This is a genomic window from Streptomyces sp. NPDC107581 (assembly GCF_055657175.1).
In genome coordinates this window covers 221,582-235,676 of record NZ_JBVKBH010000004.1, presented here as the reverse complement: position 1 = coordinate 235,676, position 14,095 = coordinate 221,582, and the positions used below count along the sequence as shown (strand labels likewise).

Annotated in this window: 14 protein-coding genes; 7 read left to right on the top strand and 7 right to left on the bottom strand. The window is 71.9% G+C overall.

The features are described 5' to 3' along the window. Window positions 1-80: 80 nt before the first annotated feature. Complete coding sequence (locus ACZ7P3_RS11070) at window positions 81-1,016, bottom strand: M56 family metallopeptidase (protein WP_472080611.1); 936 nt, start codon at window positions 1,014-1,016, stop codon at window positions 81-83. 195 nt (window positions 1,017-1,211) lie between these two features. Further along, the gene (locus ACZ7P3_RS11065; protein WP_472080610.1) at window positions 1,212-1,766 is read right to left on the bottom strand and encodes a DUF5134 domain-containing protein; all 555 of its coding nucleotides are present in this window, start codon (window positions 1,764-1,766) and stop codon (window positions 1,212-1,214) included. 165 nt (window positions 1,767-1,931) lie between these two features. Between ACZ7P3_RS11065 and ACZ7P3_RS11060 the strand changes: the two genes are divergently transcribed. Beyond that, window positions 1,932-3,596: an FUSC family protein gene (locus ACZ7P3_RS11060; RefSeq protein ID WP_472080609.1), complete on the top strand. Its 1,665-nt coding sequence runs from the start codon at window positions 1,932-1,934 to the stop codon at window positions 3,594-3,596. A 188-nt stretch (window positions 3,597-3,784) separates the two neighbouring features. Then, on the top strand, window positions 3,785-4,348 hold the full coding sequence (locus ACZ7P3_RS11055; protein ID WP_472080608.1) for a MarR family winged helix-turn-helix transcriptional regulator: 564 nt from the start codon (window positions 3,785-3,787) through the stop codon (window positions 4,346-4,348). Between the two features lie 394 nt (window positions 4,349-4,742). Here the strand turns inward: ACZ7P3_RS11055 and ACZ7P3_RS11050 are convergent, their stop codons facing one another. The 3 genes from ACZ7P3_RS11050 to ACZ7P3_RS11040 all read right to left on the bottom strand — a co-directional run bounded on the left by ACZ7P3_RS11050 (window position 4,743) and on the right by ACZ7P3_RS11040 (window position 7,358). After that, window positions 4,743-5,795 carry an aldo/keto reductase gene (locus ACZ7P3_RS11050; protein WP_472080607.1) on the bottom strand — a complete coding sequence of 351 codons (1,053 nt, stop codon included), beginning with the start codon at window positions 5,793-5,795 and terminating at the stop codon, window positions 4,743-4,745. Between the two features lie 152 nt (window positions 5,796-5,947). Continuing rightward, entirely contained in the window at window positions 5,948-6,712 is a 765-nt protein-coding gene (locus ACZ7P3_RS11045) for a VOC family protein (RefSeq protein ID WP_472080606.1), read from the bottom strand. Window positions 6,713-6,965: 253 nt separating this feature from the next. Beyond that, entirely contained in the window at window positions 6,966-7,358 is a 393-nt protein-coding gene (locus ACZ7P3_RS11040; RefSeq protein WP_472080605.1) for a VOC family protein, read from the bottom strand. 69 nt (window positions 7,359-7,427) lie between these two features. Here ACZ7P3_RS11040 and ACZ7P3_RS11035 point away from each other — a divergent pair, with 69 nt between their 5' ends. Beyond that, window positions 7,428-7,967, top strand: coding sequence for a GNAT family N-acetyltransferase (locus tag ACZ7P3_RS11035; RefSeq protein WP_472080604.1), 540 nt, complete (start codon window positions 7,428-7,430; stop codon window positions 7,965-7,967). Window positions 7,968-7,994: 27 nt separating this feature from the next. On the opposite strand, the gene ACZ7P3_RS11030 is transcribed toward ACZ7P3_RS11035, so the two are convergent. Then, window positions 7,995-8,678: a glycerophosphodiester phosphodiesterase gene (locus ACZ7P3_RS11030; protein ID WP_472080603.1), complete on the bottom strand. Its 684-nt coding sequence runs from the start codon at window positions 8,676-8,678 to the stop codon at window positions 7,995-7,997. Between the two features lie 411 nt (window positions 8,679-9,089). Here ACZ7P3_RS11030 and ACZ7P3_RS11025 point away from each other — a divergent pair, with 411 nt between their 5' ends. The 4 genes from ACZ7P3_RS11025 to ACZ7P3_RS11010 all read left to right on the top strand — a co-directional run bounded on the left by ACZ7P3_RS11025 (window position 9,090) and on the right by ACZ7P3_RS11010 (window position 13,035). Continuing rightward, window positions 9,090-10,487 carry a DUF6421 family protein gene (locus tag ACZ7P3_RS11025; RefSeq protein WP_472080602.1) on the top strand — a complete coding sequence of 466 codons (1,398 nt, stop codon included), beginning with the start codon at window positions 9,090-9,092 and terminating at the stop codon, window positions 10,485-10,487. A 38-nt stretch (window positions 10,488-10,525) separates the two neighbouring features. Beyond that, a complete protein-coding gene (locus ACZ7P3_RS11020) occupies window positions 10,526-11,275 on the top strand; it encodes an SDR family NAD(P)-dependent oxidoreductase (protein ID WP_472080601.1) in 750 nt (249 codons plus the stop codon). After that, complete coding sequence (locus ACZ7P3_RS11015) at window positions 11,272-12,342, top strand: threonine aldolase family protein (RefSeq protein ID WP_472080600.1); 1,071 nt, start codon at window positions 11,272-11,274, stop codon at window positions 12,340-12,342. The genes ACZ7P3_RS11020 and ACZ7P3_RS11015 overlap by 4 nt, the downstream gene beginning before the upstream one ends. Before the next feature lie 96 nt (window positions 12,343-12,438). Beyond that, window positions 12,439-13,035 (top strand): transglutaminase domain-containing protein, encoded by a 597-nt coding sequence (locus tag ACZ7P3_RS11010; protein WP_472080599.1) that lies wholly within the window; start codon window positions 12,439-12,441, stop codon window positions 13,033-13,035. Between the two features lie 206 nt (window positions 13,036-13,241). Here ACZ7P3_RS11010 and ACZ7P3_RS11005 read toward each other — a convergent pair whose 3' ends face one another. Next, complete coding sequence (locus tag ACZ7P3_RS11005; RefSeq protein WP_472080598.1) at window positions 13,242-13,970, bottom strand: lysophospholipid acyltransferase family protein; 729 nt, start codon at window positions 13,968-13,970, stop codon at window positions 13,242-13,244. Window positions 13,971-14,095: the final 125 nt, after the last annotated feature.

Here is a 14,095-nt window from a genome sequence, read left to right as displayed (position 1 = left end):
GGCGGCAGGCCAGCTTCGGGGCCCGCGGCTCGGCCGAGCCCGCGGCTGAGTCGGGCGCGCGGCTGAGTCGGGCGCGCGGCTCAGCCGAGCGCGCGCAGTCCCGGTACGAGCGCGACCAGCACCGGGACCACCGGCACCAGAACGGCTGCCGCCGTCAGCCGCAGGCGGCGCATCGCGGTCAGCCGGTCCGGAGGAGCGAGCAGCCGGTGCACGCGCTGCGGGACATGGGCCTGCGGGGTGGGAGCGGGGCCGAACACGCCCCGGTCCTCGTTGAGTTCCACCAGCGCCAGCGCGGTGGTCAGCCGGCCGAAGCGGCGGGACGCCATGTCGTCGGCGGACAGTTCGACCAGCCGGTGCATCTCGTCGCGGAACGCGGCGAACACCGGCACCTGGGGGAATCCGCTCGCCAGCGCGGCCGAGCAGTGCAGCAGCCAGTCGTGCCGGGCCCGTGCGTGCCCCTGTTCGTGGGCGAGCACGGCGTCCAGCTGCCGCCCCTTCAGCCGGCGCAGCGCGGCTGTCGTGACGACGAGCCGGGGTGCCGCACCGGGCAGCCACCAGGCGTCCGGACGCTCCCCCTCCAGCAGGACGAGCCGCCCGCCCGCGGACTCCTCGCCCGGCAACAGAGGTGCGCGCACGAGCAGTTCGGCCCGCCGGCGGCGGCGTCGCGCGCCGGCCTGCAGGACCTCACGGGCCAGCATCGCCACGCTCCACAGTCCGCCGCAGGCGAGCGCCACCGCGGTCGTCGCCGCCCACGGTCCCGCCGCGCCTAGGGTGTAGGCGTCCACGACCGCGCGCGGGGCCGTACCGAACAGGTGCCCGCGCACCGCCTGCCAGGCCGCGGCCGCGCTGAGCGTCATCGACAGGGCGCAGCACAACAGCACGGCTGCCACCACGCATTGCCACACCCACAGGGCGACCACCGGCTCACGGTCCCGCCAGTCGGCCCGGGCGAGCAGGCGCGGGGCCGCCACGGCGGTCAGGGCGCCGAGCAGCAACAGTGCCACGGGGACCATCATGGGCAGCACCCTATGAGCGCCGAGCCGCTCACGGGTACGGTCCCCGGTGCCGAAGTGACGCAGGCAACGCTCGTGCCTCCGGCGGGCGTTGTGCTTGTGTTCGCGGTGGGCGTTGTGCGCATGTTCGCGGTGGGCGTTGTGTTCGTGTCCACGGTGGGATCGGTGCTTGCGCTCTCCCCGGGAAGGCCCGGCCGCTCACATCGTCAGCAGCATCGCGACCATCCCTATCCCCATCGACAGCCGGCACGCCCGCGCCAGTTCGGGACGGTCGCCCCAGCGCGCCGCCACCGTCCCGTCCGCGGTGGCGACCGCGGGCACCAGACGGGCTCCGGACACCAGGACATAGCCGCTGAAGTAGAGCAGGAGCGCACCTGTCACGAGGGGGACTCCGACACCGGAGTGCGAGTGGTGGTGAGGGGCGGCGGGGGAGGCCGTCATGGCGAGGGACATGTAGACCATCGCCCCCGTGCCCACCAGATGGTGCAGATGGTGCGGGCTGCTGCGTGCGGCCCACAGTGCGCGCAGCGCCGCCGCGCCGAACACGGCCGCGTACAGGGGCCATGCCCACCCCGGCGGGGTGAAGGCCGTGGCGGGCACGGCCATCACGGCCATGCCGAAGCCCATCAGCGCCTCGCCGCCCGCGGCCCGCCGCTGCTCCTCGATCCCGCTGCGCATCCGCAGCAGACAGTAGGCCGCGGTGGCCGCGCACAGCGCGACCAGCAGCCAGGCCGGCGACGTCGGTCCGTGCACGCGCACCTCCCCAGCTCGACGGTGGGTCGACAGATGCGATGCCCACGGCATGCGGGGCGCACGCGAGCGCAAGGGTGTACACGGGGAGCACTCACCGGGTCGCAGCAGGTGAGGAAGGAGTTCCCGCAATCCTTTCACAAGTAAAACACATGCTAAATTGATGCTATGAGCAGTGCCACCCCCCACCGTTTTCCCCTCGCCGGTCCGCTCCGCCTGGGGCGGCCGTCCGACATCTGGTTCAAGCCCGCACTGAGCGCGGTCGCCGCGGTCGCCCCGCCCAACCTGACCCTGCTGGCGCTCGGCCGCCTCGATCTCGCCATGTACACGATGGCCGGATCCCTGTGTGCGCTCTACGGCCATCACCGGCCCTACGCCGCCCGGGCCCGAGCCCTGGCCTGGGTCGTGCTCGGCATGTCCGGCGGTCTGGCCGTCGCGCTGGTCGCGGCGTCGCTCACCGGCGACCCCGTCGTGCTGGTCACCGTCGGTGCGCTCATGGCGGCCGTGCAGAAGGCGGTGTGCGACGCCACCCGCACCGGTCCGCCGGGGAACGTGGTGCTCACCTTCATCAGCTCCGCCTCCCTGTTCGCGCCACAGAGCCTCGGCCAGGTTCCCGGCCACGTCGCACTGGCCCTGGGGGCGGGCGCCTGGGCCTGGCTGATCGGCATGGCCCCCGGGCTGCTGCGCCCCCACGGCCCCGAGCGCCGCGCCACGGCCCAGGCCCTGAACGCCGCCGCCGCGTACGCCGGCACACGCGGCACCGGCGGGGGCGAGGCCCGGGCCCGCGCCGCCGCGGCAGCCGCCGTCCATGCCGCCTGGCAGTCGCTGCTTGCCGCCGGTGCCCGCCCCGACCGCACCCGGCGGGCCCTCGAACGGCTGCTCGTGCGCGCCGAGGTCGCCCTCGCCGCCCCCGCCGACACCGACCCCGAGCGGCTGCGCGCCTGGGCCCGCGAGCTGCGCGGCACCGGCGGGATCCCGCAGGCCGGGGCCCCCGGCGACGCGGCCGACGAACTGCTCGGCGTGGACATCGAACTCGCCTTCCCCCGCAGCCCGTTGCGGCACCGCCTCGCCCCGCTCGCCCCCATCGCCGCCCGTACCGCGATCGGCTGTGCCCTGGCCGGGTACGCCTCTCTCGCGCTCGGCGTCGGCCGGCCGTACTGGGCCCTGGTCACCGCGGCCTCCCTCTACCAGACGAACGTCACCCTGACCTGGAGCCGGGGCGTTCAGCGCGTCGTCGGCAACCTCGTCGGTGTCCTGGTCTTCGCCGCCGTCGCCCCGCTCGCCCACCTCCACCCGGCCCTCCTGGTGCTGAGCTGCCTCGCCTTCAACTTCGGCGCGGAGGCGCTGATCGGCCGCAACTACTGGCTCGGCAGCGTGTGCGTCACGCCGATGGCCCTGCTCATCACGGAGTTCGCCCGCGCCCAGGATCCCGGCCGGCTGATCACCGAGCGGGTGGTGGACACCCTCGTCGGCGCGCTGGTCGGCTTCGTCGCGGCCGTTGCCGTCACCAACCGGCGCGCGGGCGGCCGCATCGAACATGCGCTGACCGCGGTGGAGCGCGCCCGTACACAGGCCGCGCGCCTGCTCGCCGAGCCGCAGCCGGCACCCCGCGCGCTGGAGACCGCCCGCCGCTCCCTCGCCGCAGCCCTGGTCGAGCTGCGCACCACGGCCGACGCCGCCTTGGGCGAATGGTGGCAGCGCGCCCTGCCCGAGGAGCGGGTCGTGCTCGCCGAGCAGGCGGGACACCGTACGCTCGCCGCGACGGTACGACGCCAGGGGCTCGCCCCCCTGGAGCTGGACACGGGCAGGACGACGGAGGGCATACGGCCATGACGGCGACGAACGGACGGCCGGAAGCCCGGGGCGACGCGGCGAACGGGCGGCCGGGGAACGGGCGGCCGGGGAACGGGAGTGCGGCGCCGGGCGGGCTCCCGGGAAACGGCGGTGATGCGGAGCACCCGACGCGCCCGGAACACTCGACGCACGCCGAACACCCCGAATACACGGAGCACGCGGAGCACATGGAGCGGGCGGAGCACGCCGAGCACGCCGAGCACGCCGAGCACGCCGAGCACACGGAGCAGGCGGACACCGTCTCCGCAGTCGTCCGGCAGTGGCGGACCGTCCACCCCGAACTGGACACCGGCCCCATGGAGGTCATCGGCCGCATCAACCGCTGTGCCGCCCTCCTCCAGCAGGCCGAGGACGCTCCGCTGCGCCGCGCCGGCCTCAGCCGTCCGGAGTTCGACCTGCTCGGCGCGTTGCGCCGCACCGGCCACGAGCTCACCCCGGGAGAGCTGGTCCGGGAGACCTTCTCCTCCGGGGCAGCCGTCACCAAGCGGCTCAAACTGCTGACCGAACGCGGGCTGGTGGAGCGCCGCGGCGACGCCCGGGACCGGCGGGTGGCCCACGTCCGCCTCACCGATGCCGGCCGCGACCTCGTCGACGGCATCCTCCCGGAGCAGCTCGCCTACGAGACGGCCGTTCTGTCCGCCCTCGCCCCCGAGGGCCAGGGAGAACTGGCCGCACTCCTCGGCGACCTGCTCAGCCGCCTGGAGGGCCGCACGGGTGTGCTGCGCACCTGAGGGCCCGGCCCTGCCGGGCGGACCGCAGCGGCTGCCGGCCGACGGCGCGTCATCAGCGCGGATGAGCGCAGCCGGGCGTGGTGCAGCCGAGTGTGGTGCGGCCTGGCGTGGGAGAGCCGCGCGTGGGGCAGCCGGGCGTGGGGGAGTCGCCGAGTCCGGTGCAGCCGGGCGTGGGAGAGCCGAGCCCCGGGGTCCGGGAGTGAGGGAGTCGAAGGGCCAGGGGGCCGGCGAGCGATGACACCGCGGCCGGTGGTGAGACCGCGCCCTCGGAGCAGCGGGCGAGTGCGGCCGGGCCCGCGATTGCGGCAGGGGCCCGGCGGGGAACGGCTCCAAAGCACTGCGGCGGACAGCTCCGGCTTCAGCCGACTGTCACCAAAGTCATGACCGGGTACATCTAGAGCACGTCGTGCGCCGTGCGGCGGTGCGTGGAGCGGCGGTCCTCGATCCGCTGCCAGAGGTCGCCGTAGACGTTGCGGGTGATGGGCGGCTCGCGCAGGAAGTCGTGCGGGAAGCCCAGCGGGACCGCGCTCACCTCGTCCAGGCGCGCCACCGCGTCGGCGTCGAGCCGGACGTCGACGCTCCCCAGATTGTCGGTCAGTTGTGCCTCCTTGGTGGCCGCGACGATCGGTACGACGTTCCCCGGGCGGCTGCGCAGCCAGGCGAGGGCCACTTGTGCCGGGCTCCAGCCGCCCTGCTCGGCGATCTCGACCACGGTGTCGATGATCTCCTCCTCCCAGGCCTCCGTCCCTGCCCCGGTGGTCGAGAGCCGGCCCGTCTCCCCGCGCCGGTACTTCCCGGTGAGCTTGCCCGCCGCCAGGGGCGCCCAGGCGAACACCGCCAGGTCGAAGGCGCGTGCCTGCGGCAGGAGTTCGCGCTCCGGGGTGCGCTCCAGCAGGCTGTAGCGCAGCTGCGAACCCGCGAAGCAGGTCCAACCGCGCAGCTCCGCCAGGGTGTTGGCCTGTGCGATCTCCCACGCCGGCCAGTCCGAGACCCCGACGTAGAGCACCTTTCCGGAGCGCACCAGGTCGTCCAGGGCCCGCATCACCTCCTCGACCGGGGTGAAGTTGTCGCGGGCGTGCACCCACAGGACGTCGAGCCGGTCCGTGCGCAGCCGCTCAAGGCTCGCCTCGACCGACTGCACCAGGTTCTTGCGGTGGTTGCCCGCCGCGTTGACGTCCCCGTCGCGCGTGCCGCAGGTGTACTTGCTGGCCAGGACGAAGGAGTCGCGCCGCCCGGTCAGCAGTTCTCCTAGGATCCGCTCCGAACTGCCCTCCGTGTAGTTGTTCGCGGTGTCGATGAAGTTGCCGCCCGCGTCGGCATAGGCGTCGACGATCCGGGCGCCGGCCTCCTTGTCCACGCCCCACCCCCAGTCCTCGCCGACGGTCATCGCGCCGAGGGCCAGTTCGCTGACGCGCAGACCGGTCCGTCCGAAAAGCGTGTAACGCACGCGTGTTTCCCTTTCCAAGCAGGTGGAGGCAGCTGCAGACAGGTACAGACAGCTGCAGACATGTACAGACAGGTGCAGATGGATGCGGAGCAGGGTCCCGGGGCCCTGTGCACGACGCTAGGAGCTGGAGCCCGCTCGAAGGCAAGCCCCCGTCAGCCTTCCTGATCTGCCCGGTGCACACCGAACGCGGCTCCCTGCGGGTCCCGCAGCACCGCGATGCGCGGGCCGTCCGGAACGTCCGTGGGTGCCATGACGGCCGAGCCGCCCGCCTCTTCTGCGACCTGCGCCGTCGCGTCCACGTCCGCCACCGCGAAGTACGGCAGCCAGTGCGCCGGCACGTCGGGCGGGAACCGGTCGCCCATGTCGGCCATCCCGCCGAAGTCCTCCCCGCCGATGCCCCACTGCGTGTACCACGGGGAGGCGTTGACGCTCCAGCCGAAGACCGTGGTGTAGAAGTCCCGGGCCCGGTCGGGGGCGCGGGTCGCCAGCTCCACCCAGCCGAGCGTGCCGGGCGCGTTGAACAGCCCGGCGCCGGGGAAGGCCCGGGCCTGCCACAGCTGGAACGCCGCGCCCGTCGGGTCGAGGGCCACCGCGAAACGGCCCACGTCGAAGACGTCCATCGGGCCGAGGACCACCGTGCCGCCCGCCTCTTCCACCTGCCGTACCGTCGCGTCCGCGTCCGCCACCGCGAAGGACACGTTCCAGGCGACCGGCTGGGACTCCTGATAGAGCGGGCTGAGCGCGGCGACCGCAGCGTCCCCCAGATGTGCCACCGTGTAGCCGCCCGCCTCCTGCCGCGGATCCGTCTCCGGCCGCCAGCCGAAGAGCTCGGTGTAGAACCGCTTCGCCCCCTCCAGATCGCTGGTCCCCAGCTCGGTCCAGCACGGGCCGCCGATCACCGGCTTGTCGAACTTCATGAGGGTTCCCTCCGGGCTCGGTCGCACACGGCAAGGGACCTCCGGGCGTGAGCGGGGATCCTTCCTCGCACGCTAGCCCCGGCCGCCCGGACCGGCCATCCGGGACCGGGTTCCCCTGGCCAAGCGCCTGTCTGTGGCCCGGGAGCCGCGGCGGACCGAGTCCGTGCCGTCGCCCAGCGGTGCCGGCGGCCGGCCCGCCGCGGGCGGCCACCTGCCCACGGCGTGCACCGGTCCCTGGAACCCGCAGCCGGCCCTAGATGCCCGGCCGGTACCGCAGCGGATGGTCCGACGGGATCTCCACCAGCACGATTCGGGTACCGTCCGGGTCGGCGATCCACATCTCGATCAGCCCCCACGGCTCCTGCACCGGAGGCCGCAGGATCTCGATCCCCTTGGCGAGCAGTTCCTCGTGAGCGCCGGCCACGTCCTCGACCTGCAGCCACAGCTGCACCGAGGGGGAGGCGGGCGTCTGCGCGCGGCCGGAGACCTCCAGGAAGCCGCCGCCGAGGAAGTAGACGGTTCCGCGCTCCGGGCCCGTGCCGAACTCACGGTAGACGGCCAGGCCCAGCTGCTCCCCGTAGAAGGTCCGGGAGCGCTCGGGGTCGACGGGACGCAGCAGTGTCCGGCTGCTGAGTACATGCACCATGCATCGGGAGCCTAGTGGCAGGGTTACCCTCGACCTGGCCCAGCCGCGCCCGAGATCGGAGACCGCTCCATGGACACCGCCACCACCGGACCGACGTTCAAAGACGCCACGGACGCCGACGTCGATGCGCTGGTCGCGCTGATCGAGTCGGCCTACCGGGGCGATGCCAGCCGGGCCGGATGGACCACCGAGGCGGACATCCTGGACGGCCAGCGGACCGATCCGGAGGGCGTCCTGCAGGTCATCAAGTCGGCCGACAGCCGGCTGCTGACGGCCGAGCAGGACGGCCGGATAGTCGCCTGCTGTCAGCTCGAACACCGGGGCAGCCACGCCTACTTCGGGATGTTCGCGGTCAGTCCCGGCCTGCAGGGCGCGGGTCTGGGCAAGGTCGTCCTCGCGGAGGCCGAGCGCCGGGCCCGTGCGGCCTGGGGCGTCACCGAGATGCACATGACCGTGATCTCGGTGCGCGACGACCTGATCGCCTGGTACGAGCGCCGTGGCTACCGCCGTACGGGAAGGATGACGCCGTTCCCGTACGGCGACGAGCGCTTCGGCGTTCCGCAGCGCGACGACCTGCAGTTCGAGCTGCTGGTCAAGCCGCTGGTGTGACGTTCATGCGGGAGAGCGCGCGCCGGGTCACGCGGTGAAGCGGCCGGTGCGCTTGATCTCCGGGTAGTCGGTCGTCGCGCCGTCCAGCTGGAGGGCGCGCACGAGCCGCAGGTGGTCCTGGGTGTTGACCACCCACCCGATGACCTTCAGATCGGCCGCGCGGGCGCGTTCGGCGATCTCCAGGGTCAGCCGGCGGATGTCGAGGCAGAGCGTCGCGGCCCTGACCGCGGTGGCGCGCTCCACCACGTCGGTGCCGTAGCGGCCCGCGATCAGCGCGGTGCGCACGCCGGGCACCAGCCGGGCGATCTCGGCGACCGCCTCGTCATGGAACGAGGACACCTCCACCCGGGAGACCAGGTCCCGCCGGTGCATGACCTCGGCCAGCGCCCGGGCCGCCGCCACATCCTTGATCTCGGCCTGCAGCGGCGTCCTGACCGCGTCCAGGACCTCCTCGAAGACCGGCACCCGCTCCCCGCGGCCCGCGTCCAGGGCGCGCAGCTCCGCAAGGGTCTTCTCGGCGATCGGGCCGGTGCCGTCGGTCGTGCGGTCCACCTCCGCGTCGTGCATGACGACCAGTGCGCCGTCCTTGCTCAGGTGCAGATCGAGTTCGATCAGGTCGAGGCCGGCCTGCTGGGCGGCGACGAACGAACGGAGGGTGTTCTCGGGCTCGACACCCATGACCCCGCGGTGACCGATGGTAAGGAAGTTCAAGGTTCGACTCGCTTCCGTCGACGGCGGCTCGGCGACGCGCGGACGGGACGCCGGACGTCACTGTCCACGCGGCAGGGTCGCAGCCTAATGGCCTGGTCCCACGATGAACCCGCATCTGCGCAGGGGGATCGGGGCGCGGGGCGCGCGGTACCTGGCTCGTATCCGCCCCTGGCGTCACCCGGGCGTGGGCGAGTCCTCCCGGCATTGACCGGCCGGATCCGATCGGTCCCGGAGCTCCGTGTGAACTCTCCCACCCCGAACGGTGAAAGTGACCGGCGTCACGGTTTGTCGCAGGAAAAACAGCGGTGTTCATGCGGTTCGGCAGAATAATTTCCCGAGCTGACTCTTGCTGGGAGAAACAGGGTATGCATACGGTGTCCTTACGAGAGGTTCTCGCGTGGAGGATGGGACATGACGGAAATTCTTGTGCAGGCGGGTACCGAGGGACAGGTTCCTTCGCTGACCAGGGTGATTGAGCACCCGGCCTGGCCCGTGCTCAAGGATGCCGTGGAGCAGATCCGGCCATGGCAGTCCAAGGACGGGTCGATCGACCTCGACGCCGAGGGCGCCCCGGACCGGGCCGATGCCGAGGCGGCCGTGGGCCGTGTCGTCGAGGCGGTCGAGCAGCTCTCCGCGCTGCTCCCGCACGACGCCGCCTACCACGAGGCCGTCGTGAAGGACCTGCACCGCTGGGCCGAGGGCGGCTTCCAGGTGCCGGACTTCCTGGACTCGCTGCTCGCCTTCCAGCCCGCCGCGAACCGCGCGCACGGCCTGCAGCACCTGGTCGTCTTCCCGATGTACACGCAGAACGGCAACCTGGACCGCAACCTGGAGGCGGTCGTGCTGCGCATGGTCTGGCCGGACTGGCTGGCCGAGCTGGAGCGCACCCGCTACGACAACCCGCTGTTCTGCGGCATCACCTTCGAGGACTTCACGTCCGGCTACGACACCAACTCGGCCGTCCTCTTCCCGGAGACGATCGCCGTGCGCGAGGCGCCGGAACGATTCTCCTGGGGTGGCATCTTCTGCGACCGCGAGGCCGCCCGCTTCCGCCGGGTCACCGACGCTGCCGTCGGCATCCTGGGCCTCGAGCTGCCCGAGGACGTCGCCGCGATGGTCCACGACCAGAAGCGCTGCGAAGAGGCCTTCGTGCTCTGGGACATGGTCCACGACCGCACCCACAGCCACGGCGACCTGCCGTTCGACCCGTTCATGATCAAGCAGCGCCAGCCGTTCTGGATGTACGGCCTGGAGGAGCTGCGCTGCGACCTCACCGCCTTCAAGGAGGCCGTCAAGCTCCAGGCGGACGGCGTCCCGCAGGCCCGTGACGTGCAGTACGCGGTGCTCTTCGACCGCATGTTCCGCTTCCCGGTCACCGGCGACCGCGTGCGCAACTACGACGGCGTCGGCGGCCAGCTGCTCTTCGCCTACCTGCACAAGCACGACGTGATCCGCTGGACCGACAACAAGCTCGCCATAGACTGGGAGCGCGCCCCGCAGGTCACCAACCAGCTGTGCGCCGAGATCGAGAAGCTGTACAAGGACGGCATCGACCGTCCCAAGCTCGTGCACTGGTTCGCCGGCTACGAGCTGGTCGCCACGTACCTCGCCCCGCACCCGGGCTCCAAGTGGGCCAAGGGCCCCGACGCCCTGGACCTGACCCTGCCGCCGCGCAAGCTTGTGGACGACGTGCTTCCGGACGAGTTTCCGCTGAGCATGTTCTATGAGGCCCTGTCCAAGAAGCTGAAGAATGTGATCGCCTCCACCAAGGGCATCACGGCGGACAGCGCCGAGCGGGTCGCCGCGTGAGCGACCGCCTCCAGAACACTGCTCAAAAGGGGAAGAACATGGTGGGCAACGGGGCTCTCAGCGGTGCGGTGATCGCGGTGGCCGGCGCAGGCGGACCCGCCGGGCGGGCGGCGCTGCTGCGCCTGGCCGAAGCCGGGGCGACCGTCGTCGGGGCGGACAACGACCCGCAGCGCCTTTCGGAGGCCGTGGACGCGGCCCGGTACGCCTCCGGTGGCGCCTCCGTCACCGGCGACACGGTGGACCTGCTCGATCTGCAGTCCACCCGGGACTGGGCCGCCCACGTCGAGAAGGACTTCGGACGTGTCGACGGCCTCGTGCACCTGGTCGGCGGCTGGCGCGGCAGCGAGACCTTCACGAAGACCAGCCTCGACGACTGGGACTTCCTGGAGCTGCTGCTCGTCAAGACCGTGCAGCACACCTCCCTCGCCTTCCACGAGGCGCTGCAGCGCAGCGACCGGGGCCGCTACATCCTGATCAGCGCGGCCGGTGCCTCGAAGCCGACCGCCGGCAACGCCGCCTACTCGGCGGCCAAGGCCGCCGCCGAGGCGTGGACGCTGGCCATGGCCGACTTCTTCCGCAAGGCGGGGGGCGGCGAGGAACTGACGTCCGCGGCTACGATCCTGGTGGTCAAGGCGCTGGTGCACGACGCGATGCGCGCCGAACGCCCCAACGCGAAGTTCGCGGGCTTCACGGACGTCAAGGACCTGGCCGAGGCCGTCGAGGGCGTCTGGAGCAAGTCCGCCGCCGAAGTGAACGGAAACCGTCTGTGGCTGACCGAGAAGCCGTGAACCCTCCCAGGACCGACGCCCGTCGCCATCACGACCCGCAGGTCCGCGGTTTCGCCAGTGACAACTACGCCGGGGCGCATCCGGAGGTGATGGCCGCCCTGGCCCTGGCCAACGGCGGCCACCAGGTGGCTTACGGCGAGGACGACTACACGGAGAACCTCCAGGGGATCGTCCGCAGCCACTTCGGGGCCACCGCGGAGGCCTTCCCGGTCTTCAACGGCACCGGCGCGAACGTCGTCGCCCTCCAGGCGGTCACCGACCGCTGGGGCGCGGTGATCTGCGCCGAGAGCGCGCACATCAACGTCGACGAGGGCGGCGCCCCCGAGCGCATGGGCGGCCTCAAACTGCTCACCGTGCCCACGCCCGACGGCAAGCTCACGCCCGAGCTGATCGACCGGCAGGCCTGGGGCTTCGAGGACGAGCACCGTGCGATGCCGCAGGTCGTCTCGATCACCCAGAGCACCGAGCTGGGTACGCTGTACACGCCCGAGGAGATCCGCGCGATCTGCGAGCACGCCCACGCGCACGGCATGAGGGTGCACCTGGACGGCTCCCGGATAGCCAACGCCGCCGCCTCCCTGGACGTGCCGATGCGGACGTTCACCAACGCGGTCGGCGTCGACATCCTCTCGCTCGGCGGGACGAAGAACGGCGCGCTGTTCGGCGAGGCGGTCGTCGTCATCAACCAGGACGCGGTGCGGCAGATGAAGCACCTGCGGAAGCTGTCGATGCAGCTGGCCTCGAAGATGCGCTTCGTGTCGGTGCAGCTGGAGGCCCTGCTCGCCAAGGACCTGTGGCTGCGCAACGCCCGCCACGCCAACGAGATGGCGCAGCGGCTGGCCGAGGGTGTGCGCGCGGTGCACGGCGTGGAGATCCTCTACCCGGTGCAGGCCAACGGCGTCTTCGCGAAACTCCCGAACGACGTGAGCGAGCGCCTGCAGAAGCGGTTCCGGTTCTACTTCTGGGACGAGACCGCGGGTGTCGTGCGCTGGATGTGCTCCTTCGACACGACCGAGGAGGACGTCGACTCGTTCGTTGCGGCGCTCAAGGAGGAGATGGCGCGCTAGCCCCTGAGTGGGCACTAGAAGAACAGTGTGCATAGATATGCGGTCACCTGAAAAGTCATTGACGCTCGGGTGATCGCATTCCTATGCTCTGCGGGCATGGAGCTGATCCAGAACACCACTGATCTGTCCGCTTACTTGGCGGCCGACGAGGCCATCGACCATCATCATCCCCTGGTGCGGGAGACGGCCGCCGGCCTTGCGCAGGGGGTCGCGGACTCGTATGCCTATGCGCGGGCCGCATATGAATTCGTGCGCGACGCCATCCCGCACTCCGCCGACGCGGGCGATCCGCGCGTCACCTGGCGCGCCTCCGACGTCCTGGAGCGGCGCACGGGCATCTGTCACGCCAAGGCCCACGCACTGGCCGCGCTGCTGCGGGCCGAGGACATCCCCACGGCCCTGTGCTATCAGCGGCTGAGGTACGACGGCGGCGGCAGCGCTCATGCCGTGCACGGTCTCGTCGCCGTGCGCTTCCACGGAGCCTGGCACCGGCAGGATCCTCGCGGCAACGCGCCGGGCATCGACGCGCAGTTCTCCCTGGACGGCGAGCGGCTGGCCTGGATCCCCGATCCCGAGTCCGACGAGGCGGACCATCCGGTCCTGTACGCCGAACCGCATCCGGCCGTCCTCGGCGCACTGCAGGGCGCCCGGGACCGGCCGCACCTGTGGCGCACGCTCCCCGGCACCCTGTGAGGCGAGGCGGACGACGTTCATCCTCACCGTGTCCGGGGCCACTGGCGGAGTTCAGGCCCGGCGCCCGCTTCCGGGTGCCCGCCAGGAGCCGCCGTGGCTCTTCCATGGCGGCGTGAGCCCCACCGGCCGCCGTGCGCCGGGCCGTCGGCGGGCGTCAGTGCGCCGGGCCTCCGCCGGGCGTCAGTGCCCCGGGGGGTCGGCGGGCGTCAGTGCGCCTCGGCCGCCTTCAGCTGCTCCACCGTCGGCGCCGTACCCCCGAGGTGGGCCGGCAGCCACCAGGACTCCTCCGTGCTCCGGGGGCGCATGGGGTAGGCGCGCTGCGCCGCTTCCAGCAGCTCCTGGACACGCTCGCGCAGGCGGCGGCTGATGGCCCCCGCGTACTGGTCGCGCGGGGCCTCGACCGGCTCGCCGACCCGGATGGTGATCGGGGTGTGGCTGCGCTTGAAGTTGCGCGGGTGGCCCTTGGTCCACAGCCGCTGCGTGCCCCACACCGCCATCGGGACGAGCGGGACGCCCGCCTCCTGGGCGAGGCGGGCCGCGCCCGACTTGAAGCTCTTCAGCGTGAACGACTGCGAGATCGTGGCCTCCGGGAACACCCCGATGACCTCGCCGGAGCGCAGCGAGTCCAGGGCGTGCGCGTACGCCGCGTCACCCTGCTTGCGGTCCACCGGGATGTGCTTCATCCCGCGCATCAGCGGCCCGGACACCTTGTGCCGGAAGACCGACTCCTTGGCCATGAAGCGCACCAGACGCTTCTGCGGCAGGGCCGCCAGGCCGTTGAAGACGAAGTCCAGATAGCTGATGTGATTGCTCACCAGCACCGCGCCGCCCGAGTGCGGGATGTTCTCCGACCCCTGACAGTCGATCTTCAGGTCCCAGGCCTTGAAAAGCGTCTTGGCGAGACCGATGACGGGACGGTAGACCAGCTCTGCCATGGGCGGGGTGGACCCTTTCTGCTCTGCTCGGGAAAGGGGATCCCGGCGGGAAAGTTACGCAGCCGTAGGTTTACGGCGTCTCGCAGATCGTGCCCGAAGAACGAACGGGTAGCCAGTCCTGGTGC

Bases quoted from the DNA above. Each gene is read 5' to 3' on its own strand.
- ACZ7P3_RS11070 (WP_472080611.1), bottom strand. From the start codon at position 1,016: ATGATGGTCCCCGTGGCACTGTTGCTGCTCGGCGCCCTGACCGCCGTG.
- ACZ7P3_RS11060 (WP_472080609.1), top strand. From the start codon at position 1,932: ATGAGCAGTGCCACCCCCCACCGTTTTCCCCTCGCCGGTCCGCTCCGC.
- ACZ7P3_RS11055 (WP_472080608.1), top strand. From the start codon at position 3,785: ATGGAGCGGGCGGAGCACGCCGAGCACGCCGAGCACGCCGAGCACGCC.
- ACZ7P3_RS11045 (WP_472080606.1), bottom strand. From the start codon at position 6,712: ATGAAGTTCGACAAGCCGGTGATCGGCGGCCCGTGCTGGACCGAGCTG.
- ACZ7P3_RS11040 (WP_472080605.1), bottom strand. From the start codon at position 7,358: ATGGTGCATGTACTCAGCAGCCGGACACTGCTGCGTCCCGTCGACCCC.
- ACZ7P3_RS11035 (WP_472080604.1), top strand. From the start codon at position 7,428: ATGGACACCGCCACCACCGGACCGACGTTCAAAGACGCCACGGACGCC.
- ACZ7P3_RS11025 (WP_472080602.1), top strand. From the start codon at position 9,090: ATGACGGAAATTCTTGTGCAGGCGGGTACCGAGGGACAGGTTCCTTCG.
- ACZ7P3_RS11020 (WP_472080601.1), top strand. From the start codon at position 10,526: ATGGTGGGCAACGGGGCTCTCAGCGGTGCGGTGATCGCGGTGGCCGGC.
- ACZ7P3_RS11010 (WP_472080599.1), top strand. From the start codon at position 12,439: ATGGAGCTGATCCAGAACACCACTGATCTGTCCGCTTACTTGGCGGCC.
- ACZ7P3_RS11005 (WP_472080598.1), bottom strand. From the start codon at position 13,970: ATGGCAGAGCTGGTCTACCGTCCCGTCATCGGTCTCGCCAAGACGCTT.